We start from the raw sequence: 23,859 nt of genomic DNA, 5'->3' as shown, positions 1-23,859 counted from the left end.
AATCTTGATGGGGTTATAGAGTAAAAAGATAAATGTGCTTATGTGAAGATTGTCCGAGCTTAGTCTAAAAGCTAGCATTTTGCTTAAAATTTCATCAAAAATGCCGCCATATCCAAAGAGATGAAGTAAAAAACTTAGTGGATAAAATACGCCAAATAGGTAGTTGATAGCTAGCACGCTAAGCTGCAAGAGGCTAATGAGCGGGAAAAAGTAAAGCACCGCAACCTCCATTGCAAAAAAGACATATAAATTTAAAAGTAGCGAGTTCGCTAACAGGCTAAATTTGGGCGCAAAGTATAAAAGATAGACGAAGATATAAAAGACGCCAAGGCATGAAAAATAAAAGCCAACATTAAAAAGAAGCTGTGGAAATAGGGCGACGCTAAATAAAATAACGCCAAAGAGCGTGTAGAAATTTAAGATCTTTATCTTTTTGCAGATCATGTAAAAGCCAGCCACGCTCATCAAAAATGCCCGTAAAAAGCTTGCTATAAAGCCGATCATGTAAAAATAGAAGCAAAGCACCAAAAATACGGCGATAGTAAAGTCAAAAATGTAAGAGCGATATGGTAGATATCTTGCGTAGATGGGCTTAAAAACGAGCCTTAAAAGAAAAAAGCAAACCGCGCTTATGACGCCAAGGTGATAGCCGCTAATGGCGATAAGGTGCGCCACGCCCCAGTTTGAGACGTCATCTCTTAGCTCGCCAAAGACATTTGTGCCAAGAAATAGCGCTGAGTAAAGCTGCGAAATTTTAGCGTTTTCATGCTGGGCGGAGATCAAATTTATAGCTCTTTGCCTTAGGCTATCATCTCTTTTGATAACGGCTCTATCGTAGCTTGGCATATAAAATGTGCCGCCAAGATAGTCCGTAAAGCTCACGTCTATTGGCTGAACGCTAAGCGCCACGATGTCATAAAGGCTGATCTCATCTTTTTTAGAAGCGGTTGTGTAAAAGCTAAAATTTGAGGTGTCGATCCTGATGATTTGGCGTTTTTTGCCGTTTCTCTCTTTGGTGAAATTTACGCTTACTTTGCCTAGGACGTCATGCTCGCCAAGCTCCATAAAAGCGCTATATTCATGAAATTTAAGCGCTAAATTTAGCCCAAAAATAAATAGGCAAAGCAGGAGAAAATAAAATATACGCCTGCTTTTTGGCAAATTTACTCTTTAAATTCAGTTGATTGCACTGGTGTGGTGGCGATATCGCAAAAGCGCGAGTATTGCTTTTGAAAGAGCACGTCGATAGATCCCACTTCGCCGTTTCTGTTTTTGCCAACAATGATCTCGGCGTTTTCTTGAAGCTTGTTAAAAACGTGCTCGCTTTTATATTCTTTGCCCTCGGCCGCTGCCTTGCTCTTTTTCTCGTTCTCCTCTTGCTCCAGATAGACCTCGTGTCTATATACAAAAAGGATGATGTCGGCGTCTTGCTCGATCGCACCTGACTCTCTTAGGTCACTTAGCATAGGGCGCTTGTTCGCGCGTGCTTCAAGGCCGCGGTTTAGCTGCGAAAGTGCGATGATAGGCATATCTAGCTCGCGCGCTAGAAGCTTTAAGCCACGAGAAATTTCAGCTATTTGTATGTGGCGGTCGGCGAAGTTATTTGTGCTCATCATAAGGCCGATGTAGTCGATGACGCAGAGTGAAATTTCAGGATGAGCTGACTTTAGCTTACGAAGCTGCGTCCTTACTTGGTGGATATTTACGTAGCCGCTATCGTGCACAAAGAGCTTGGCATGCGAAAATTCGCTGCATGCGTGGCTAAAGTGAGCGAGCTTCTCGTCGTCTAGGCTCGCTGTCATTATCTCTTGAAGTGGGATCGAGGTCTTGTCAGCTAGCATCCTCATCATGATCTGCTCTGCTGGCATCTCAAGTGAGAAAAAGACAACGCCTGCGCCACTTTTTAAAACGTGCCCCATGAAATTTAGACAAAGCGTCGTTTTACCCATGCCAGGGCGCGCTGCTATGATGATGAGGTCGCCATTTTTAAAGCCTTTTATCATCTCATTTAGCTTTTTAAAGCCAGTGTTTAGTCCGATGATGTCGCGCTCATTTAAGGCAGCTTGCTTTTGCATATGCACGATCAAGCTTTTTATGATGTCTTCACTATCTCTAATGCTGCCAGTGCCGCTGCCGTCGACTAGCGAGTAAAACTCCTGGCTTAGCTCATCGACCATATCGCGACTAGCTTTGTCCTCATTTACCTTGCTTGGGATGTCGTGGGCGATCTTAACAAGGCTTCGTTTGATCGACTTTTCTTTTAGTTCGTTTGCGTATCTTTGTATGTCGATGATCGAGTTTGTGGCTAAAATGCTCGCCATGACGTTATCATCGTAGTTTTCGCCAAGCTTGTTTTTGATAAATGTCGATGCGATAGGAACGTCGCCGTTTAGACAATCAACCATTGCTTTGTAAATTTGAGCGTGAGCTTTTAGGTAAAAGTCTCCAGCCTTTATCGTGTCAAAAATTTCGCCCAAAGCGTCGTTGTTTGCGATGATCGAGCTTAGTATGGCTCGCTCCATATCAAGGTCGTAAAGGTTGCTAAATTCTATCTCGTTAAGTCTCTCTTTTGCCACTGCTTTATCCTCTGCTCTTTATCTCGTCGTCGATCTCTTGTAAAAATCTATCCACAAGCTCGCTCTCAGGCAGCCTTGCGACCACTTCGCCGTGGCGCATGATCATGCCATTTCCCTTGCCAAATGCTATGGCTACGTCTGCGCCTTTTGCCTCGCCGATCGCATTTACCACGCAGCCCATCACTGAGACGTTTAGCGGCTCTTTTATCCCTTTTGTCTTTTCTTCTACGAGTTTTACTGCTGCCATGAGATCGGCTTGCAAACGCCCACAAGTTGGGCATGAGATGATGTTTAGCCCCTCTTTTTGGCGGCCACTATCTTTTAAGATCGCCTTTGCGACTTTGATCTCCTCTTCAAGCTCGCCAGTGATGCTAACTCTCATCGTATCGCCGATGCCCTCAAGCAAAAGCCCACCAAGTGCGATCGCGGACTTGATAGTCGCGTGAAACGCCGTGCCAGCCTCTGTTACGCCTAGATGAAATGGGTAGTTTGTCTTTGGGCGAAGCGCTCTGTAAGCTTGCATAGTGCGCTCGACGTCGCTTGATTTGAGCGAAATTTTAATGTCCGTAAAGTCAAAATCCTCAAGAAGCTTGATGTTGTACATCGCACTCTCCACCATAGCCTCCACCGTGCGGCCGTAGCGGTCTTCAAACTGCTTTTCAAGCGAGCCAGAATTTACGCCTATGCGGATGGGTAAATTTCTCTGCTTGCAGGCATCAACGACTGCTTTTATGTTTTTAGCTGAGCCAATATTGCCTGGGTTTATGCGGATAGCATCGACGAATTCGCTAACGATGAGCGCGTAGGTGTGGTTAAAATGTATGTCTGCAACGACTGGGATGGGTGAGCTAGCGACGATTTGCCTTAACGCGCTGGCGTCCTCTTTGTCAAAAACTGCGCAGCGCACGATGTCACAACCTGCAAAATATAGCCTTTGTATCTGCTCTAGCGTGCCTTTTACGTCCTTTGTCTTTGAAAATGTCATCGACTGCACGGAGATCGGTGCGTCACCGCCTATTAAAACATCGCGAATTTTTATCTGTTTTGTCGGGTATCGTTGCAAAATTTTGCCTTTAAATTTTATTGGGGATTATAAGAAAAAATGGCTTTTAAAAGGCTTGAAAAATTAATAAAGTTTTTAAATGCAGGCAGTTTGCAATTAAGGCTCATGTATCGTAAATGCAAATTTTAAACTTTCATTCACCCCTAAGAGTTAGCTACTAAAATTTGGCTTCGCTTACAGCTTAGCTCAAATTTTAGAGCCGAAATTACTCGCTCATGAAATTTTAAAATTTGTTTGATATTTATACGCTATGAAACAAATTTGCAAATTTTAAAAATTTATTCACTTGCCTTTAACTAAAATTCACTGGATCTATATCGATATCGCTAAGTTCGCTTTTGCATAGGTTTGCCGCTTTTAAAAGCATGGTGTGAGAGTTTGAGCGAAGCAGAATTTCATATCTAAATTTGCCCCCAAGATACTCGATCTGGCATTTGCCATATCCAACGATCTCTAGCTCATCGCCTTTTAGTGGCTCTAGCCTTTGCACAAATTCGTTCATTGCGCCCTTTGCCGTGCTCTCATCTTTATGCGAAACGACCACGCGAAGTAGCCTAGTAAATGGCGGATAAAGAGCTTCTCTAAAAGGTATCTCCTCCTTTAAAAATGCGTCGTAGTCGCTAATGAAGCTTTCGAAAAACTCCCTTTGTTTGCTTTGGATGATGACCCTGCCAGCTCCGTTTCTGCCGGCTCTTCCAGCTACTTGCATAGCAAGGGCAAGTGTCCGCTCTCTAGCTCTAAAATCAGGAAAATTTAAAAGCTCGTCAAAGCCCATGATGACGGCAAGCTCGACATTGTGATAATCATGCCCCTTGCTTAGCATCTGCGTGCCAAGCAGGATGTCTATCTTACCATCGTTAAATTCCTTTAAAGCCTTTACGAGCTTATTTTGTGTCGTGATCTCATCTCTATCAAATTTAGCGATCCTAGCGTTTGCAAACTCGGCTTGCAGCCTCTCAAGTAGCTCGCTCGTACCGATCTTTTTAGCCTCTATCATCTCACTACCGCACTGGTGGCAGGTCTTTGGCACGGCCATTTTATGCTCGCAGTATTGGCACTTTAGCACGTTTTGTTTTTTATAGTAGCTCATGCCGATGCTGCAAAATGGACACTTTACCGTCTCGCCGCAGTTTTTGCAGACAAGATATTTGAAATTTGCCCTTGTTGGCAGGCAGATGACGGCTTGTTTTTTGTTTTCGAGCGTCTTTGCGATCTGCTCTTTTAAAATTTCGCTTATGCCAGTCTCGCTCTCGTCAAATATATAGCTCTTTTGCGACGCAAAATATGTCCCCTTTAGGCGAAAGTGCTCTTGCTTGTAAAAGCTAGTAAGGCTTGGCGTGGCACTACCCAGAACTACTTGCAGGTCAAATTTGCTAGTTAGGTAAAGCGCTAGGTCTCTTGCGTTGTAGTGGGGCTTTGAGCCAGTGTTTTTATAGCTATCGTCGTGCTCTTCGTCGATGATGATGAGTTTTAGCCGCTCAAGTGGCAAAAATAGGGCAGACCTAGCTCCTGCTATTAGTCTTGCCTTGCCGCTTTTAATATCCTTTAAAATTTGCTCTTTTTTCTTTGGCGTGATCTTTGAGTGCCACACAGCCACAGCCTCACCAAAGAAGCTCTCTAAGCGCTTTTGCATCTGCGGTGTCAGTGAAATTTCAGGCATTAAAAATAGCGCTTGGCCGCCTGCGTTTAAAATTTCTCTAATCTTTGCTATGTAAATTTCGCTTTTGCCGCTTCCCGTGTCGCCAAAGATGAGCGAGCTTTTTCGTTCGTTTATAAAATTTAGCGCTTCAAGCTGCTTTTGGCTTAAATTTGGCGCTTTAAAGTCAGTTGCGCCACTATAAATTTCATCATCTATAAGGCTTTGTGGCTCAAATAAATTTATAGCAACACCAAGCTCGCAGGTGTAGTAGTAGGCGATAAATTTAGCCAAAGTTGCTTGGATGTCGTTTAGTTTAATGGGTAAAATTTCATCAATGAGAGTTGTTTTAAAGCTTGGCTCATCCACTTCGCGCAGGATAAAGCCAGTTAAACTTTTGCCTCTAAGTTTTGCAGTGACGGCGCGAAATGGCGCAATATCTAGCTCGCTTTTATATGTGAGCGCAGCTAAATTTACTCCGCTAAATACGACCTCATAGTATCTCATCACTCAAGGGCGCTGCAAAGTCCGTCGCTACTCTCGCAGTCAAATTCGCCAGTTGTGTTTTTGTAAGTAAAATTTGCTGTTTGTCCGTCTAGTTTGAAGGTATAAGTGGTCGCTCCAGTTTTGTGCCAGCCGTTTTTTGTGCCGCTGTCTTTTACAGGCACGCTCACAACGTTTTGAAAAAGGTTGCTTCCTGGGCTCTCAAGCGTATCAGGATACTTTGGAGTGCCTTTTAGGACGCTATCATTGTATTTTAGCGATATGCCACTTTTTATGGCGGCTATTTGTGTTCTTGCGTTTGCGACTATGGCGTCGCCTCTAGTAAAGAAAAGCTTTGGTATCGCAACAGCACTTAAAATGCCAAGTATGACGATGACAAATATAATTTCTATTAGGGTAAAAGCTCTTTTTTTCATTTATTTTCCGGTTTTAGTATCTCTTCTATCTCTTTTGTGACGTCCTTTACGACGCGCAAATTTGTGTAGCTCTCGTAGCTCTTTTCGACAAAGGCGTTTATAAGCTCACGAGGCTCGATAAATTTCTTTCCCCCCATAAATTTCTGCCAGTCGCGCTCGAAAATTTCAGCAAAATCATCATCAAGTGTAATCGTATAGTCGCGAGATGATACGGTGAGCGTGATCTGTTTCATTTTTTATGCCAAAAATGCCTAGCTTATCTACCAAGGACGGCTTCGATCTTTTTCATTACATCATCAGCTTCGCTATTTTTCTTATCTAGATCCTCTTCTAGGCGCATGATCTGGTTGGTTTTTGCCTCATTTTGTGCTTTTAATGTTACGATCTCGTTACGTAGCTCTTCATTTACTCTGCAAACTTCATCGTATTTTGTGATGAGGTCATTTACTTTATCGCTTAATGTGGTTAAGATCGCATTATCTTCAAACATAAAGGTTCCTTTAAAATAATAATTAATGCCGTATTCTAACACGCAGAGGCTAAATTCTTTTTAAAATTCTCATTTGACAAAGCACTATCTTTGCTATAAAATTCGCCCAAATTTAAAGGCGATCAATGAGTAAATTTGAAATTTCATCTAAATTTAGCCCAAGCAGTGACCAAGCAAGAGCGATAAAAGAGATAGTAAAAAGCATAAAATCAGGCAATAAATACCAAACACTTCTAGGCGTGACAGGGTCTGGCAAGACCTTCACCATGGCAAATGTCATACGCGAGCTAAATATGCCAACGCTCATCATGACACATAACAAATCCCTTGCTACTCAGCTTTACAGCGAATTTAAGGGCTTTTTCCCAAAAAACCATGTGGAGTATTTTATAAGCTACTACGACTACTACCAGCCAGAGGCCTACATCCCACGAAGCGACCTATATATAGAAAAGGATAGCTCGGTAAATGAGGAGCTTGAGCGCCTGCGCCTCTCTGCGACGGCTAGCTTGCTAAGCTTTGACGACGTCGTCTGTGTGGCCTCAGTCTCTGCAAACTACGGCCTTGGTAATCCAAGCGAGTATAAAGGTATGGTCGCCTACCTAAATGTCGGGCAGAAATTTAGCCAAAGAAAGCTTTTAGAGCAGCTTGTGGATATGGGCTACAAGCGCAATGACAACTACTTTGACAGGGGCGACTTTCGTGTAAATGGCGATGTGGTGGATATTTACCCAGCATACTACAACGACGAAGCGCTAAGGGTCGAGTTTTTTGGCGATGAGATCGATGCGATGTATCATTTTGACGTGCTTGATAACAAAAGACTAAAGGATATCTCTAAATTTACGCTTTATGCCACCAGCCAGTTTATCGTGGGCGCTGATAGGCTAAAGATCGCGATGAAAGAGATCGAAGAGGAGCTTGATGCGCGCTTGAAAGAATTTAACGAGCAGGGCAAGCTAGTTGAGGCACAGAGGCTAAAGCAAAGGGTGGAGTTTGACCTTGAGATGATGGCGAGCACTGGCATGTGCAAGGGTATCGAAAACTACGCGCGCCACCTAACTGGACAAAAGCCTGGAGAGACGCCGTACTCGATGTTTGACTACTTTGAGATAAGCGGCAAAGACTATCTAGTCATCGTCGATGAGAGCCATGTGAGTTTGCCGCAGTTTAGGGGCATGTATGCTGGCGATAGGAGCCGTAAAGAGGTGCTTGTGGAGTATGGATTTCGCTTGCCTTCAGCGCTTGATAACAGGCCGCTTAAATTTGACGAGTTTATAAGCAAAAAGGCGAAATTTCTCTTTGTCTCAGCCACGCCAAACGAGTATGAGCTTGGTATCAGCCAGGGCCACATCTATGAGCAAATTTTGCGTCCTACGGGGCTGCTTGATCCTTTGATCGAGATAAAAGATAGCGACAACCAGGTCGAGGCGTTATTTGACGAGGCAAAGGCGGTGATCGCTAGAGGTGAGCGTGTGCTTGTCACGGTGCTAACTAAAAAGATGGCTGAAGAGCTAAGCCGCTACTACATCGAGCTTGGCGTCAAGGTCAAGTATATGCACTCAGACATCGACGCGATCGAGCGAAATGAGATCATTAGAGGGCTTAGAAGTGGCGAATTTGACATGCTAATAGGCATAAATTTGCTCCGTGAGGGGCTTGACCTGCCTGAAGTGAGCCTGATAGCCATAATGGACGCTGATAAAGAGGGCTTTTTGCGCTCGACAACGAGCCTTATACAGACTATGGGGCGCGCAGCTAGAAATGTAAATGGCAAGGTGCTAATGTTTGCCAAAAAGATAACAAAATCGATGAAAGAGGCGATCGATACGACGACTGCTAGGCGTAAATTTCAAGATGAGTACAACAAAGCTCACGGCATCACGCCGCACTCTGCAAGCAGAAATATCGAAGAGAGCTTGCATGTCGAGGATGATGGTGAAATTTACAAGCGTGGTAAAAATTTAGAGAAGATGCCAGCTAGCGAGCGTGCTGCGATCGTAAAAGAGTTAAGAAAGCAGATGCTTGAAGCGGCGGCGCAGCTGGAGTTTGAGAAGGCGGCGGCATTGCGCGACGAGATAGCAAAGATGAGAAAGTTATAAGCGTTGTCTTTTATGTATCTTTAAATGAGCTTGCTAAAATTTTGCTCGACAGACTATTTGTCTAGTCTGCGCAAATTTTAACTGCGCAACATTTAAATCTATCACAAAATACTGCCGTTATATAAATTCAAATTTTTCTATGCTTTTAAATTTAATAAACCATGTTTTGTTGCTTGTTTTTGCTCATCCGCCTTGTCTCCTTGTAGCGAAGTCTCGTTGCGAGCAAGGCGAAGCAAAAAAACAAAAATTTTCTTATCTTGATGGCTTAAATTTATTTGTTCTATCTTCGGTTGAAAATTTCTTCGTAGCATTTAAAATCATCACAAGATACTTTGCCTTGATATTTGGTTATCAAATTTTAAAATTTACTGACTATCTAAATCTACTACAAAATACCGCCGCCCAAAAGCCATGGCTCGGCTCTTTTTGCATAGTAAAATTTCGCTTGTTTCCTCGTAGCGAAGCCTCGTTGCGAGTATGGTAAAACAAGTAGGAATTAAAATTTACTCGCAAATTTCATTACTTAATTTTTTGTATAAAAATGAAGCAGGGGATATAAATTTAAGTTCTACTGACTGGCTTTAAAAAATAGCTTGACACCGCGCAGATGAGCGAAACTGCGGCGATAAAGTAAAACGAGTGCGTTAGGCTAAGGATATCAGCGATCTTGCCGATGACCGTTGCGAATATGCCGCCGATTGTTATGCTAAGCCCGAGCGTTACGCCAGAGGCTAGGCCGATCTGATTTGGCAGATAAAGCTGCGCAAGGGCGATAGAGGGGCTAAAAGATAGGCTGATGCAGGCACTCACGCACATGGAGGCCGCGAGAAATAGCGTGTAGCTGTCGATAAAGAGCATTAGCACGACTAGCGGTGCGGCGATACTTAGGCTTATTTTGATGAGCCTAACTAGGCCGTATCTATCAGCTAGCGCTCCGCCAAATAGCGTAGAGATCGCACCTGCGGCAAAAAACATACTTAAATTTACATTTGCAGCCTCTTTGCTAAGGCCAAAAATTTTAATGAGATAGATGCTAAAAAATGCCGAAAAGCCAAAAGCGACGATCGAGCGTGAAAATATGCAGATACAAAGCCTCAAAAATGCGCCTAGATCGTCTTTTAGAGCGCTTGTTTTTTGTGAAATTTGTTTTTTGTGATTGCCTTCGAGTGCTTTTATAAATTTGCCCTTTTTGAGGTATAAAAGTGTTAGCAAAATTTGAGGGATGATGAAAACTAGCGTCCCTTTTAGGCCAAAATTTCCCACAAAAACAGCGACCAAAATAGGCCCAACGGCAAAGCCTGCGTTTCCGCCAAATGAAAATATACTTATGCTTTTGGCTCTATTTTTGGCGTTTGAGGCGTAGTTTACGATCCTTGCGGCGCTTGGGTGAAAGAGCGCGGCGCCGATACCACTTATCATCACGCAAACTAGGATGATGTAGTAGTTTGTCACAAAGCCAGTTAGGCTCATGCCTCCGCCTGCCAAAAGTAGCCCAAACGGGATGACGTAGGGTAGCTCTTTTTTGTCGCTTAGGCGGCCGATAAGTGGCTGGATGAGCGAGCTTGCTAAATTTGTGGCGGTCACGAGCGAGGCGGCTGTGGCGTAGTCGTAGTGGTAGCTCGCGATGAAAAAGGGCAGCATCGCACCAAGCGCGCTTTGGTTTATGTCGCTACAAAAGTGCCCAAGCCCCATTAGATACTTTAAATTTTCCGCCTTTTTCATCTAAAATAGCCCTTTTAAAAGCCCCTTTAAATTTTGTTTTTCGCCGCTTGCGCCTTCATCATCTTTGCCAAGCTTTTTGTCTAAAAATCTACCTATCTCTTTTTTGACCTTATTTTCGAGATATTGCGATCTGACGTCGTATTTTAGCTTGTCTGTCGTGCCTGAGATTTGCACGTTTAGATCGGTCTTTTCGAGCCTGCAAACAAGTGGCGCATTAAGAATTTTTGTAGCGGTGTTATAAGTGCCGTTTGCAACCTTTATATCGCTCTTTGGAGAGCTTAAATTTACGTTAAAGATGACGTTATCGCCCTTTATATCGCCGTAAATTTTGCCGTCTTTGTAAATTTCTTTTGTGATGTCCTTGCCGGTGAAGGTTTTGATGTTGTTTGTGAGATTTGTGCTGGCTAGGTGACCCTCTTTTAGCAAGATGTCAAATTTACCGAGCTTTTGCTTTGTTTCGTAGTCAAATTTAGCATCGCCGTTGCCGTCATAGAGGTGCTCTAGCCCTAAAGTCTGCGTTAGCCCTTTGACCTCAAAGTTTTTTAGCACCGCATCAAGCGCACCACCTTTGTAGTTTGCCTCTAGTTTGCCCTTAAATAGATCATCTGAAGTGGCTTTTACGCTTAGATCATCCACTTTGCCATCTGCTGTTATGAGGGCTGCAAATTTACCGTGAAGCTCGCGGCCAGCTAAAAATGCAAGCTTATTTAGCTCCGAAACTACCGCTTGAAGCTTTAAGTTTAGCGTGCTTTTGCCCACATCAAAGCTGCCATCTATGTCCTTTATATCAGCTAGCGAGCTAAGAAAGTCGCCACTAAATTTTGCCATGTCGCCTTTATAGTCTAGGCTCAAAATTGAGCTAAATTTCTCATTTTCAGGGAATTTTTTATCAAGCATTTTGCTAAGCGTTGCGGCGTTAAATTTACCGTCACTTAGGGCGATCTTTGCGGCGACGCTTGGGCTTTTACTAAAGATATTTTGTCCTTTTGCTTGGACATTTGCCTTGGCATTTACCAGTCTATCGTTGCCACTAAGTGCTAAAATTTCTCCTAGCTGTGCCTCTTTTAGGCTAAGATCAAGATTTTCATTTTTTATGGTGGCGTTTAGCTTGCCAGCAAAGGCATCGCCGTCTAAATTTAACTCATCTATCTTGCTTGCTTTGACCTTCACATCGCCCGCAAGCGCCATCTTTGAGCTAACCTCAAAGCCACTAACCGCTTTAAATTTATCAGGGTCGTTAATGAGTAGGGCAAATTTGCTAAAAATTTGACTGTTTTTTAAGTCATAAACGCCCTTTACATCCTTTAGCTCGCCAAGGTCGCTAAGCACGTTTGCGTCAAAATTTACAAGCTCGCCCTTTGCGACAGCGCCGCCTTTTAGCTCAAATTTCGCCGCATTTTTAAGCTTTGCAAGACCATTGTTTATAAGGCCGTTTTTTATCTCAAATTTAGCCTCGCCTGCAAGCTTTTTTAGCTCGTCAAAGCCGCTAAAATTTGCGTTTAAATTTATCTCTCCGTCTGCGTAGCTAGGCTGCAAAGCAAGCGCTAAAAGCTCTTTTAGTTTGATATTTGCGGCATTTAAGACTAAATTTTTACTATCAAAATTTGCATTTATCTTGCCACCAAGGCCGTTTATCTCAGCTTTTAAGTTTTTAAGAGCATTTTCTTGCATCGTAATTTCGCCGTTTGCATCCACTGCGCCACTTAGCTGCTCGCCCAAGAGCTTGCCAAAAAGGGCAAGATCAGGCACATTTAGCAAAAAGTCGCTCTTTAAATTTTTACTAGCTAGATCATAAGTCGTCTCATTTGCTTTTAAAGTGGCTTCTGGTGCGATGATAATGGTTTTTGCGCTCACTTTTTCATTTGCAAATTTAGCATTTACACCGCCTTTAAAACTTATATCTTTTGCTAAATTTAGCCCAAATTCGTTTTTAAGGATTTCTTTGTTTATAGCTGCGTTGCTAGCTAAAATTTGAGCGTTAATGATGGGTTCATTTTTCTCATCAACGCCTTGCATATTGCTCGTTAGATCAAGCTTGCCACTGGCTAAATTTGGCTTTTGCGCAAGAGCTGATATCTCAGAAAGCTCGATGTTTTTAGCATCAAGATTTAGAGCTTTTGGCAGGTAGTCTTTTAAGTTTGCGTTTAAATTTATGTTTGAGCCAAGCGCCGTGCCAGTTGCCACTAGCTTAAAGTCGCTAAATTTACCAGCTACGTTTGCTTTAAGCGCGACGTCCTTTTTTAGTCCAAGCTCGCTGGCCTTTGCCTTGTCGGCGTTTATATCTATGTTTAAGCTCATACTTTGAGCAAGCAAGGATAGGTCGCCATTTGCCTTTAAATTTATGGCGTTCATCACGGTCGCCTCTAAATTTAGCGTGCTAAATCCTAGGCTAAAATCTTTAAATTTGACATCGATACCACGAGCGAGTGCCTCTTTTTCTATTTTGCTGGCTATAAATTTGTTGCCAAAAGAGCTAAAGATCAAGCCAAAAATGCAAGCTACTATGAGCATAAGCGCGCCAACTATGTAAGCTATTTTTTTCATAAAATTCCTTTATATTAGTTTTACATATCACGAAACTTTAGTCAAATAGACTAAAGGTTTTATTTAAATTTGCTATAAATTATTGACTTTTTCAGAAAAAAATGCTAGCATTTCATCACTCAAAAATAAAGAGTGCTAAAAAAGACAATTAAACTAAAAGGATGAACAATGAATTTTCAACCATTAGGCAAGCGTGTCCTAGTCGAACGCGTAGAAGAGACAAAGACGACAGCTTCGGGCATAATTATACCTGATAACGCAAAAGAAAAACCTTTAAGCGGCGAGGTAAAAGCAGTTGGTGCTGAAGTAGAGGGCGTAAAAGTTGGTGAAAAAGTAGTATTTGCTAAATACGCTGGCACTGAGGTAAATTTGGATGATAAGGCATATCTTGTTTTAAACATCGACGACGTTTTAGGCGTGATTAAATAATTTAAAAAGGAAAGACAATGGCAAAAGAAATTTTTTACTCTGATGATGCAAGAAACCGCCTATACGAGGGCGTAAAAAAACTAAATGACGCTGTGAAAGTGACAATGGGACCAAGAGGCAGAAATGTCCTTATCCAAAAAAGCTTTGGCGCTCCAAACATAACAAAAGACGGCGTTAGCGTGGCTAAAGAGGTTGAGCTAAAAGATACTATCGAAAATATGGGTGCAAGCCTAGTTAGAGAAGTAGCAAGCAAGACAAACGATCAAGCAGGCGACGGCACTACAACAGCAACTGTGCTAGCTCACGCGATATTTAAAGAGGGTCTTAGAAACGTAACTGCTGGCGCAAATCCTATCGAAGTAAAACGCGGCATGGATAAAGAAGTAGCAGCTCTTATAGATGCACTAAAAAACATCTCTAAAAAAGTTTCTGGCTCAAAAGAGATCGCGCAGATCGCTACTATCTCAGCAAACTCAGATGAGAGTATCGGCAAACTTATCGCTGATGCGATGGAAAAAGTTGGCAAAGATGGTGTTATAACAGTAGAAGAGGCAAAGTCTATCCAAGACGAGCTAAGTGTTGTTGAGGGTATGCAGTTTGACCGCGGATACCTAAGCCCATACTTCATCACAAACCCTGAAAAGATGCAAGTTGAGCTAAGCAATCCATTTATATTGCTATTTGACAAGAAGATCACAAATTTAAAAGACTTATTGCCAGTGCTTGAGCAAGTACAAAAGAGTGGCAAACCACTTTTAATCATCGCTGAAGATATCGAGGGCGAGGCACTTGCAACGCTTGTTGTAAATAAACTTCGTGGCGTGCTAAACATCTCAGCTGTAAAAGCTCCTGGCTTTGGCGACAGAAGAAAAGCGATGCTTGAAGATATCGCTATCTTAACAGGTGGTGAGGTTATTAGCGAAGAGTTAGGCAGAACATTAGAGAGCGCTAGTATAAACGATCTTGGACAAGCTTCAAGCGTAGTTATCGACAAAGACAACACAACTATCGTAAATGGCGCAGGCGAGAAGTCAGCAATAGACGCTAGAATCACTCAGATCAAAGCTCAAATCGCTGAGACAACAAGCGACTATGACAAAGAAAAACTTCAAGAGCGCCTTGCAAAACTAAGTGGCGGCGTGGCAGTTATCAAAGTAGGTGCTGCGACTGAGACAGAGATGAAAGAGAAAAAAGACCGCGTAGATGACGCTCTAAGCGCTACTCGTGCAGCTGTAGAAGAGGGCATCGTAGTAGGTGGCGGTTCAGCTCTTATCCTCGCTTCAAAGAGTGTAAATTTAAATTTACAAGGTGACGAGGCAATCGGTGCTGAGATCGTTAGAAGAGCGCTTCGTGCTCCACTTCGCCAAATCGCTGAGAACGCTGGATTTGACGCAGGCGTAGTAGCAAATGCAGTTGAGGCAAGCAAAGATGCAAATTTTGGCTTTAACGCTGCAACCGGCGAATATGTAAATATGTTTGAAGCTGGCATCATCGACCCAGTAAAAGTTGAGAGAGTTGCGCTACAAAACGCTGTTAGCGTGGCTAGCTTGTTACTAACCACTGAAGCAACTATCAGCGAGATCAAAGAAGAAAAAGCAATGCCTGCAATGCCTGATATGGGCGGAATGGGTGGCATGGGTGGCATGATGTAGCAGCCCTTTTCGAGCTAGAGCTTTTCTAGCTCGAATTTAAATTTTAATCTCACTAAATTTATAAAATTATTTACTCCTTTTTAAATTTATTCTTGTATCATTTTTGCATTCTTTTAGGGAGAATTTACAATGAAATATGATGAAATTTTTAGAGAATACGACATACGCGGCATTTTTGAAAAGGACTTGACAGAAGATAGTGTCAAGGCTATAGGGCTCGCTTTAGGCAAGAAATTTAACGAATTTGGCGTGAAAACTTTAAGCGTTGGTTTTGACGCAAGGCTTAGTGCTAGCACGCTTTTTAGGTATCTGTTAAGTGGCCTAAACAAGGCTGGTGGCTTTAAAATTTACAACATAGGCCTGCTTCCAACTCCTGTTGGCTACTTTAGTGTTTATGCTGACTATTTCGATGCAAATATCATGATCACGGGCTCTCACAATCCAAAAGATTATAACGGCTTTAAGATTACTATCAAAAAAGATAGCTTCTTTGGCAAAGATCTGCAAATTTTAAAAGACAAAGTTAATGAGATAATCGCCTCAAATTTAGAGATCGCAGACGATGAGAGCTGTGAGAAATTTAATATCTTAGAAAAATACGTTGAGTTTTTTGTAAAAGAATTTAGCGAACTTAAAAATTTCAAAAAGCCTTTTGTTATCGACTGCGCAAATGGCGCTGTTGGCGTGAGCTTAGTGCCTATCGTCAAGGCGCTTGGACTAAATGCAAAAATTTTATATGAATATCCAGACGGAAATTTTCCAAATCACCACCCAGACCCAAGTGAAAAAGAGAATTTAAAAGAGCTATTTTCGCTCATTGAGAAGAAGGAATTTGACCTTGGATTTGGCTTTGACGGAGATGGCGACAGGATCGCGGTTATAACGCCAAAAAGAGATATAAAAGGTGATGAGCTAGCCTATCTTTATGCTCTAAATATGAAACATCCAAAGGTGCTTGGCGAAGTAAAATGCTCACAAAATATGTATGATGAGATCGCCAAGATCGGCGAAGTTTTTATGGGAAAAACTGGTCATAGCAACATCAAAAAAATGATGAAAGAGCTAAACGTAGATCTTGCGGCTGAAGTGAGCGGTCATATCTTCTTTAAAGAGCGATACTTTGGCTTTGATGATGCGCTTTATGCGATGATGAGGGTGCTTGAGCTAGTTCATAAAGGCTTTGACCTTGACGGCGAGCTTGATAAGATGCCACTTGTCTTTAGCACCGATGAGATCAAGATAAAGACGACTGACGAGGCTAAATTTAAGATAGTTGCTAAGCTAAAAGAGTGCGTGAAAAACGAGAGTTGCGACCTGCCAAAGATAAAAAATATCATCGACATTGATGGCATAAGGATTCAGTTTAAAAATGGCTGGGCGTTAGTGCGCGCATCAAATACAACGCCAGTTATCGTCACTAGATTTGAGGCAAAAAGCAAGGAATTTCTAGCAGAGATTGAGCAAAAAGTGACAAAATTGCTAAAGAGCTTAATGTAGCTTGCAAAAAGCATTTTGGGTTAAACTTACTCCAAAATGCTTTTTAAATTTTATTTAAACATTCAAAAACTAGGTTTTATTTTTTCATTATTTCACAAATTTTTCTCTGCATAGATATCATTTAGAGGCTTTAAACAATTGCCATATTTTAAATTTATTAGATAGATCATCCGCGCAAGTTAAATCCGCAAGTAGCCTATCTCGTTTGATATTTTTTAAAAACAAGCTTATTATCGCAAGGCTCGTGCTCGTTTAAAACCAAAGTGCGTAAGATCGCTCGTCATGAATTTTAAAGCAGTCCCATTTGCTGACAAAAATTTTAGAAACATTATCGTAAATTTACATGCTAGCTTGCTGCCAAGAATTACAAAACTGTCGTCATGGATTTTAAAGTGATATCGCCTACTGTAAAAATTGCAAATATATTATTAAATTTAAAAAGAGAGATGGCGTAAAGATTACGCCATTAAATTTTTAGAGTTTGCCGCCTTCGACGACTAGAGATTCAGGATTTACGCTGTCGCCATAGATCGGTTTTAACGTTGCGTCATAGTCTTTGTGGAAGAAATTTTCTTTTCCAAGCTCGATGATCTCGTTATTTAGCCACTCAAGTAAGGCTTTGTTGCCTTTTTTGACAGCTGGAGCTATCACATCCACGTCGCCAAGCGCTTCAACGCCTACGACAAAGCCAGGAGTCTCTTTCGCCCAGGCAAAAAGTAGGGCATTGTCATGCGCTAGAGCCGCACCTCTTTTATCAACCAAAGCCGCGAAAGTTTCGGTATTTTGATCGTATTTTAAAAGCTTGATATCAGGATAATTTTTTGTAAAAAATGCGTCTGCGGTTGTGCCTTTATTGACGATCAAGGTTTTATCTTTTAGCTCATCAACGCTCTTTATCACAGCACCCTCAGGGCTAACAATGCCAAGAGAGACCTTCATATATGGAAGCGCAAAATCAACAACTTGCGCGCGCTCAGGCGTTTTTGTGAAATTTGCAAGCGTGATATCGACCTTGTCAGCTGTGAGCACTTCAACCCTGCCAGCAGCTTCTACTAGCTCAAATTTGACCTTGCTCTCATCACCAAGCAAGTCTTTTGCGATACGTTTTGCAAAATAGATGTCATAGCCTTGGTTTTTGCCGTCTTTATCGACGTAGCCAAATGGCGGTTTGTCGCTGAAAACGCCTATCCTTACATATCCACGCTCTTTGATCTTTGCGATAGCGTCAGTTTGATTTGAAGCGGCTGCTTTGTCCGCACCTTTGTCATCACCACAACCCGTTAGAAAGACGGTAGCGACTAATGCTAATAAGAAAAATTTAAATTTTCTCACTCTTTCTCCTTTAGAAAAATTTAGTAAATAAGAGCAGTTAAATCTCGCTCTAAACGCATTTTGAAAAAACGGCAAATTATCTCTTATTTTTTCTAAAATGAGAATAAATTTAGAAATTTCTTTGCTCGCTCGCTCTTTGGATTAGTAAAAAACTCCTCTGGCTCGCTGATCTCCACGATCGCTCCAGCGTCCATAAATACGATCTTGTTCGCAACCGCCCTTGCAAAGCTCATCTCGTGGGTTACTATTAGCATCGTCATGCCATCTTTGGCTAAATTTAGTATCACATCAAGTACTTCTCTAACGATCTCTGGATCAAGTGCAGCCGTAACCTCGTCAAATAGCATGATCTCAGGGTTTAGACAAAGGCTTCTAACGATGGCTATGCGCTGTTTTTGACCGCCACTTAGCTCCTTTGGATAGGCAAATTTCTTATCAAGTAGCCCAACCTTGCTTAGCCACATATCAGCCGTCTTTTCAGCCTCGGCCCTATCTCTTTTTTGCACCTTTAAAGGCCCAAGAAGGACGTTATCGATGACATTCATATGATCAAACAGCTCGTAGCTTTGAAATACCATGCCGACCTTTTGGCGGATCCTTTGCCACTCTTTAAATTTAGCGTCTATCACTTCGCCATCTATGATGATCTCGCCGCTTGCTATGCTCTCAAGGCCGTTAATGCATCTAAGAGTTGTGCTCTTGCCACAGCCTGATGGTCCAAGGAGCACGACCACTTCGCCGCTTTTAACCTCTAAATTTATATCTTTTAAGGCGTGAAGCTCTCCATAAAATTTATTTATTTTTTTAAGTTCTAAGATATTTTCGCTCATTTTAGCTCCATTTTTCTTCTAGTTTTTTCGATAGTTTTGAGACTGGATAGCAGATCGCAAAATATAAAAAGAATATGAGCGTGTATATCCAAAATGGCGCCATAGGGTTTGTAAATACATTTCGCTCGATGATCTGCTGCCCGACCTTGACTACCTCGACAACGCCGATTAGAACGACGATAGAGGTCGTTTTTATCATACGGCTTAGTAAATTTACAGCTCCAGGCACAAGTCTTCTTGTAGCAAGCGGGATGATGACGTGAGAGTAAATTTGAAATTTGCTAAGTCCTAGCGAGGCAGCTGACTCAAACTGGTGCTTTGGTATCGAGGTGATCGCCCCTCGCACGATATCCATCATCTCAAAAACACCCCAAAGGCTAAAGACGATGAGCGAGGCGGTAAATGCCGAGATGTGGATATCAAAAGCCTTGCTAACGCCAAAGTAAAATAAAAATAGCCATACGATCTGAGGCATGATACGAACGATCTCGAGGCAAATTTTTAAAATAAGATAGATAAATTTGTTTTTCATGCTCATCAAAACGCCAAGGATTAGGCCGCCGATGACGGAGATGATGATCGAGATAAATGAAATTTCAGTGCTTACCACAAGACCTTCAAGCAGCCTTAGTAAATTTTGTGTGTCAAATAATATACTAACTCCTTGCATTTCTCACCCTTTTTTCGACGTAGCTAAGCGCCAGCGAGACTGGCAAGATGATGACAAGATAGCTAATAACCAGCATAAAAAGCGCCTCGTCTGTCTTGTAGTAAAGTCCGATGAGATCCTTTGCGACATAGACTAGATCAGCAAGCGCTACGATACTAACGATACTTGTCTCTTTTAGTAAAAATATGACGTTTGCGCTGATGCTTGGCAATGCCACGCTAAAGGCTTGTGGCAAGATGACATATCTTAGGAGCTGATTTTTACTAAGTGCGATGCTAAGGCCTGCTTCTATCTGCGACCTTCTAACCGCCTCAAAGCCAAGTCTAAAGCTCTCGCTCATATAGCTGCCACCAAGAAAGCTAAGCCCAGCGACCGCACAGGCAAAGCCGCTCATCGACACTCCAAGCTTTGGCAAGCCGTAGTATAAAAAGAATAGCTGGATGAGAAGTGGCGTGTTTCTTGAAAGCTCAACGTAGCAATCAACTATTTTTGAGAGAAAATTTAGCTTGTAAAATTTCACAGCCATGCAAAAAATGCCTATCAAAATAGAAAAAACGATCCCCAAAAAGGCGATCTGACAGGTGAGCACCCCAGCTTTTACAAAAAGGGGGTAAAATTTCTCAATAAACTCAAAATCCATAAACTTTAATCCAATCTGAAAAATGGATACATTCTATCTTAATAATCATAAATTTAAAACTAATTAGGTATTATCACACTTTAAATTTAAGCTTACAAAAAGGATAAAATTTGATTGATCTTTTTCAGATCATCGGTTTTTTAGGGATGATTTGTGTCGTGATGGGCTACTTTTTACTTCAGATCGGCCGTCTAAATAGCCACGATCTAGCCTATCAGATAATAAATTTAGCAGGCGCTATACTGCTCATCATCTCGCTTTTTGTGCACTTTAACCTCGGCTCATTTTTGATAGAGGTCTTTTGGATAATCATTACGATTTATGGAATTTATAAAATTTACAAGGAGAGAGCGTGAGAGCGTATGCAGAGTGGGAAGAGCAGGAACTTTTGTTTTTATCGCTGCCACATAGTAAGAGCGACTGGGAGCCTTATTTAGAGGAGATTTTAGCTGGTTATGAGGAGCTTGTGGCTGCTGTTACGCCTTTTGAAAAGGTGGTGCTTATCTGCCCTGATGAGGCAAATTTTGCTAGATTTAAGAAATTTAAAAATGTTGAGTTTGTAAAGCTTGAGACTGATGATACTTGGATCAGAGACTACGGCATGATCGACGTTTGCGATGGTCCTAGCGTAAAGAGCTATGACTTTAAATTTAACGCTTGGGGTGGTAAATTTAATAGTTCAAAAGATGATGCGATAAATTTAGAGCTAGCTAAAATTTACAAGACCAAGCTTGAGCCTGTTGATATGATACTAGAGGGCGGAAGTGTTGAATTTAACGGAGATGGCGTGCTTTTAACCACCTCAAAATGCCTACTAAATGAAAATAGAAACAAAGCACTTAGCAAAGAGCAGATCGAAGAAAAACTAAAAAATTTATTTGGCTTAAAGCGTATCATCTGGCTTGAAAATGGCTTTATAAAAGGCGATGACACAGATAGTCACATCGACACTTTAGCGCGCTTTATCACGCCTGATACGATAGCTTACGCAGCTTGCGAAGATGAGAGTGATGAGCACTTTGATGAGCTTAAAAAGATGGAGGATGAGCTTAAAAAAACTGGCTTTAAGCTACTTGCTCTACCACTACCTAAGCCTAAATTTTATGAGGGCAAAAGGCTTGGCTGCACCTATGCAAATTTTATCTTTATAAATGGTGCGCTAATCGTGCCAACATATAATAACGAAAACGATGAAAAGGTGCTAAATTTACTTGCCAAGGCACTGCCAGATAGAAAGATCATCGGTGTAAATTCGCTAGTTTTTGTCCGTCAAAATGGCTCGCTTCACTGCTCAAGCCAAAATAGATACAAGAGGGCTTAAGTTTGTCAAGTCCGTTTGATTATGAGTTTAACAGCATAAATAAGCAGGAGTGCACGCAGGGCGAAAATAAGGCAGTTATCGCAGCAGGTGCTTGCGCCTTTTTGCTCGCACTTGTGAAATTTACAGCTGGGCTTTTTAGCGGCTCGGTCGCTGTGCTTGGCTCGGCGATTGATTCGATGCTTGATTTTATCGTTTCGCTTTTAAATTTATTTGCGCTTAGAAAGTCAAGAAAGCAAGCCAATGAGAAATTTAACTTTGGCTACACAAAGCTAGAGGCGTTAGCAGCGCTATTTGAGTGTGTTATCATCGTTGTGGCTGCTGGATATATATTTTATGAGAGCGTTAAGAAATTTAGCGAGCCAAATTTAGAGATAGACCTTGGCTTAAGCCTTGGTGTGATGGTCTTTTCAGTCGTGGTGACGCTATGCTTGGTGCTATTTTTAAACCAAATTTCTAAAAAAAGTGGCAACCTTATCATAAAAGCAGACGCACTGCACTATAAGATCGACCTTTTTAGCAACCTAGCAGTCATCATCTCGCTGCTTATCATTAAATTTAGCGGATTTGTGATGATAGATGCGATCTTTGGTATCGTGATAAGTGGCTACATCGCTCAAAGCGCCATAAGCCTTGGCAAAGACGCCTTTGGTGTCTTGCTAGATCACGCAGCAAGCCCTGAGATCACAGAGGGGATCATTAAGATGATAAAGGCAAAGCAGAGAATTTCAGACTTTCACTATCTAAACACAAGGCAGAGCGCAAATACCATATTTTTAACGCTGCATTTAGTTTTTGACAAAGATATCTCGCTTTACGACGCGCACGAGGTGGCTGACTCGCTTGAAGCCGAGATAAGAGAGAAATTTAAGGATTTTTCGTGGCAGATAACCACACATTTAGACCCATACAACGATAAAGAAGGGAGATGAGATGAAAGTAGCACTACTTCAACAAGAATTTAAAGGCACAAAAGAGGCAACTATCGCAAAGACGCTTGAGCTAATAGCCGAGGCAAAAAAAGGAGGTGCTGATCTCGTGGTCTGTCAAGAGCTGCACCAGACGCAATACTTTTGCCAAAGTGAGGATACAAATTTCTTTGATCACGCAAACGACTGGCAAGAAGATGTCGCTTTTTGGGGCAGGGTGGCTAAGGAAAACGGCGTAGTTTTGGTCACTTCGCTCTTTGAAAAGAGGGCTGACGGACTTTATCACAACACCGCCTTTGTCTTCGAGCGTGACGGCAGCGTGGCTGGCAAATACCGAAAAATGCACATCCCTGATGACCCTGGATTTTACGAGAAATTTTACTTCACGCCTGGCGATATCGGCTTTGAGCCAGTTGAGACTAGCCTTGGCAAGCTTGGCGTTTTGGTCTGCTGGGATCAGTGGTATCCAGAGGCAGCAAGGCTAATGGCGCTAAAAGGGGCGAAAATTCTCATCTATCCAACGGCTATTGGCTGGTTTGAGGGCGATAGTGATGATGAAAAATCAAGACAGCTTGAAGCGTGGGTAGCAGTGCAAAGAGGCCACAGCGTGGCAAATGGCCTGCCAGTGGTCGCAGTAAATCGTGTGGGCTTTGAAAAAGATGATAGTGGCGTGATGGATGGGATAAAATTTTGGGGAAATAGTTTTGTTTTTGGGCCACAAGGCGAGCAGCTTTTCCGCGCAAATAGCACAGACGAGCTATGCAAGATCGTTGAGATAGACATGAAAAGAAGTGAAGAAGTTCGCAGAATTTGGCCATTTTTACGTGACCGCAGGATCGATGCCTATGCAAATATCACAAAGAGGTTTATCGACTAAATTTGGAGCTAGAATTTCTAGCTCTTTTAAAATGCAAATTTCTTATCCACTATGCGGACTATCCTGCCGCCAAGCCTTTTTGCTCCAAAAAGCCATTTAGCGCTGAAAGAAATGTCGATTTGCCATATCCTGAGCTGCCCATTAGGCAGATGATCTTGTTTTGGGCGATGTTTAAATTTAGATCTTTTAAAATTTCATTCTCTTGTTGTAAATTTTTAGCTTTTAAAGAAGACTATAAATATGATTATATATAAAGAAAGATAAAATATAATTAGGAAAAATTATATGGGTCGAACTATTGAAGTTCAACCCGCTGGATAATGAATTAATATCTGCGTTTAAATTAAAAACAAAAATTATTCTGTTTTGTCTTTAACGTAGGTAGCACCTTTGTTAACTTTGTCTTTTGACCACTCGACTGCATTGCCAGTATCTTCTTTGGCACCATGCCAAGTATTAGAACAGCCGACCATAAAAAAGGCAGCACACAACAGTGTTAAAAAACAACGCATATTTATATCCTTTGTTTTTAAGATGTGACTTTTGGGCAGAATTTGGTAATCTTTTATGCCTTAAATGATTTCCAAGATCTTCGTTTTCGGCGGCACGGTCATCTCTTGAAATTATATTTC

23 protein-coding genes are annotated in these 23,859 nt (G+C 41.8%); 9 read left to right on the top strand and 14 right to left on the bottom strand.

The genetic code is table 11. The features are described 5' to 3' along the window. From CYP77_RS04950 to CYP77_RS04920, 7 genes are all read right to left on the bottom strand, one after another. The coding region (locus CYP77_RS04950) for a ComEC/Rec2 family competence protein (RefSeq protein ID WP_103599705.1) at positions 1 to 1,161 on the bottom strand (1,161 nt) is incomplete at its 3' end. A gap of 2 nt (positions 1,162 to 1,163) precedes the next feature. Then, a complete protein-coding gene (locus CYP77_RS04945) occupies positions 1,164 to 2,576 on the bottom strand; it encodes a replicative DNA helicase (protein ID WP_103567175.1) in 1,413 nt (470 codons plus the stop codon). 4 nt (positions 2,577 to 2,580) lie between these two features. Beyond that, a complete protein-coding gene (gene ispG, locus CYP77_RS04940) occupies positions 2,581 to 3,639 on the bottom strand; it encodes a flavodoxin-dependent (E)-4-hydroxy-3-methylbut-2-enyl-diphosphate synthase (protein WP_103567176.1) in 1,059 nt (352 codons plus the stop codon). A gap of 292 nt (positions 3,640 to 3,931) precedes the next feature. Then, the gene (locus CYP77_RS04935) at positions 3,932 to 5,782 is read right to left on the bottom strand and encodes a primosomal protein N' (protein ID WP_103567177.1); all 1,851 of its coding nucleotides are present in this window, start codon (positions 5,780 to 5,782) and stop codon (positions 3,932 to 3,934) included. Further along, on the bottom strand, positions 5,782 to 6,195 hold the full coding sequence (locus CYP77_RS04930; RefSeq protein ID WP_103567178.1) for a type II secretion system protein: 414 nt from the start codon (positions 6,193 to 6,195) through the stop codon (positions 5,782 to 5,784). The genes CYP77_RS04935 and CYP77_RS04930 overlap by 1 nt, the downstream gene beginning before the upstream one ends. Beyond that, a complete protein-coding gene (locus tag CYP77_RS04925) occupies positions 6,192 to 6,428 on the bottom strand; it encodes a hypothetical protein (RefSeq protein WP_012001557.1) in 237 nt (78 codons plus the stop codon). Before CYP77_RS04925 ends, CYP77_RS04930 begins: the two co-directional genes overlap by 4 nt. A 23-nt stretch (positions 6,429 to 6,451) precedes the next feature. Next, entirely contained in the window at positions 6,452 to 6,685 is a 234-nt protein-coding gene (locus tag CYP77_RS04920) for a hypothetical protein (protein WP_002940382.1), read from the bottom strand. A gap of 125 nt (positions 6,686 to 6,810) precedes the next feature. On the opposite strand from CYP77_RS04920, the gene uvrB reads away from it, so the two are divergent. Next, the gene (uvrB, locus tag CYP77_RS04915) at positions 6,811 to 8,787 is read left to right on the top strand and encodes an excinuclease ABC subunit UvrB (protein ID WP_103567179.1); all 1,977 of its coding nucleotides are present in this window, start codon (positions 6,811 to 6,813) and stop codon (positions 8,785 to 8,787) included. 561 nt (positions 8,788 to 9,348) lie between these two features. Here the strand turns inward: uvrB and CYP77_RS04910 are convergent. Both CYP77_RS04910 and CYP77_RS04905 read right to left on the bottom strand, forming a co-directional pair. Continuing rightward, positions 9,349 to 10,509, bottom strand: a complete 1,161-nt coding sequence (locus tag CYP77_RS04910; RefSeq protein ID WP_103567180.1) for an MFS transporter — start codon at positions 10,507 to 10,509, stop codon at positions 9,349 to 9,351. Beyond that, positions 10,510 to 13,053, bottom strand: a complete 2,544-nt coding sequence (locus CYP77_RS04905) for a tryptophanyl-tRNA synthetase (RefSeq protein ID WP_103567181.1) — start codon at positions 13,051 to 13,053, stop codon at positions 10,510 to 10,512. Positions 13,054 to 13,221: 168 nt separating this feature from the next. Here CYP77_RS04905 and groES point away from each other — a divergent pair, with 168 nt between their 5' ends. From groES to CYP77_RS04890, 3 genes are all read left to right on the top strand, one after another. Beyond that, positions 13,222 to 13,482, top strand: a complete 261-nt coding sequence (gene groES / locus CYP77_RS04900) for a co-chaperone GroES (protein WP_103567182.1) — start codon at positions 13,222 to 13,224, stop codon at positions 13,480 to 13,482. Positions 13,483 to 13,499: 17 nt separating this feature from the next. Next, positions 13,500 to 15,134 carry a chaperonin GroEL gene (gene groL / locus CYP77_RS04895; RefSeq protein ID WP_103567183.1) on the top strand — a complete coding sequence of 545 codons (1,635 nt, stop codon included), beginning with the start codon at positions 13,500 to 13,502 and terminating at the stop codon, positions 15,132 to 15,134. A 129-nt stretch (positions 15,135 to 15,263) separates the two neighbouring features. Further along, complete coding sequence (locus tag CYP77_RS04890; RefSeq protein WP_103567184.1) at positions 15,264 to 16,631, top strand: phosphomannomutase/phosphoglucomutase; 1,368 nt, start codon at positions 15,264 to 15,266, stop codon at positions 16,629 to 16,631. Between the two features lie 474 nt (positions 16,632 to 17,105). Here CYP77_RS04890 and CYP77_RS04885 read toward each other — a convergent pair whose 3' ends face one another. The 4 genes from CYP77_RS04885 to CYP77_RS04870 form a co-directional block, all read right to left on the bottom strand. Next, a complete protein-coding gene (locus CYP77_RS04885) occupies positions 17,106 to 17,963 on the bottom strand; it encodes a cysteine ABC transporter substrate-binding protein (RefSeq protein ID WP_103567185.1) in 858 nt (285 codons plus the stop codon). 92 nt (positions 17,964 to 18,055) lie between these two features. After that, entirely contained in the window at positions 18,056 to 18,793 is a 738-nt protein-coding gene (locus CYP77_RS04880) for an amino acid ABC transporter ATP-binding protein (RefSeq protein ID WP_103567186.1), read from the bottom strand. Between the two features lies 1 nt (position 18,794). Next, complete coding sequence (locus CYP77_RS04875; protein WP_103567187.1) at positions 18,795 to 19,463, bottom strand: amino acid ABC transporter permease; 669 nt, start codon at positions 19,461 to 19,463, stop codon at positions 18,795 to 18,797. Further along, positions 19,450 to 20,103, bottom strand: coding sequence for an amino acid ABC transporter permease (locus CYP77_RS04870; RefSeq protein WP_103567188.1), 654 nt, complete (start codon positions 20,101 to 20,103; stop codon positions 19,450 to 19,452). The genes CYP77_RS04875 and CYP77_RS04870 overlap by 14 nt, the downstream gene beginning before the upstream one ends. 110 nt (positions 20,104 to 20,213) lie before the next feature. Between CYP77_RS04870 and CYP77_RS04865 the strand changes: the two genes are divergently transcribed. From CYP77_RS04865 to CYP77_RS10365, 5 genes are read left to right on the top strand one after another with little or no spacing between them, the layout of a single operon-like run. Continuing rightward, entirely contained in the window at positions 20,214 to 20,459 is a 246-nt protein-coding gene (locus CYP77_RS04865) for a CBU_0592 family membrane protein (protein ID WP_103567189.1), read from the top strand. Beyond that, positions 20,456 to 21,424, top strand: a complete 969-nt coding sequence (locus tag CYP77_RS04860) for an agmatine deiminase family protein (RefSeq protein ID WP_103567190.1) — start codon at positions 20,456 to 20,458, stop codon at positions 21,422 to 21,424. Before CYP77_RS04865 ends, CYP77_RS04860 begins: the two co-directional genes overlap by 4 nt. A 2-nt stretch (positions 21,425 to 21,426) precedes the next feature. Then, positions 21,427 to 22,353 (top strand): cation diffusion facilitator family transporter, encoded by a 927-nt coding sequence (locus tag CYP77_RS04855; RefSeq protein WP_103567191.1) that lies wholly within the window; start codon positions 21,427 to 21,429, stop codon positions 22,351 to 22,353. A gap of 1 nt (position 22,354) precedes the next feature. Continuing rightward, a complete protein-coding gene (locus CYP77_RS04850; protein ID WP_103567192.1) occupies positions 22,355 to 23,227 on the top strand; it encodes a carbon-nitrogen hydrolase in 873 nt (290 codons plus the stop codon). A gap of 2 nt (positions 23,228 to 23,229) precedes the next feature. Next, positions 23,230 to 23,481 (top strand): hypothetical protein, encoded by a 252-nt coding sequence (locus tag CYP77_RS10365; protein ID WP_430516092.1) that lies wholly within the window; start codon positions 23,230 to 23,232, stop codon positions 23,479 to 23,481. 102 nt (positions 23,482 to 23,583) lie between these two features. Here the strand turns inward: CYP77_RS10365 and CYP77_RS09970 are convergent, their stop codons facing one another. Continuing rightward, entirely contained in the window at positions 23,584 to 23,739 is a 156-nt protein-coding gene (locus CYP77_RS09970; RefSeq protein WP_181001440.1) for a hypothetical protein, read from the bottom strand. Positions 23,740 to 23,859: the final 120 nt, after the last annotated feature.

This window comes from Campylobacter concisus, assembly GCF_002913865.1.
GTDB lineage: Bacteria > Campylobacterota > Campylobacteria > Campylobacterales > Campylobacteraceae > Campylobacter_A > Campylobacter_A concisus_AM.
Note: the sequence above shows the minus strand (reverse complement) of the source record. Positions and strands in the feature narration are given on the sequence as shown.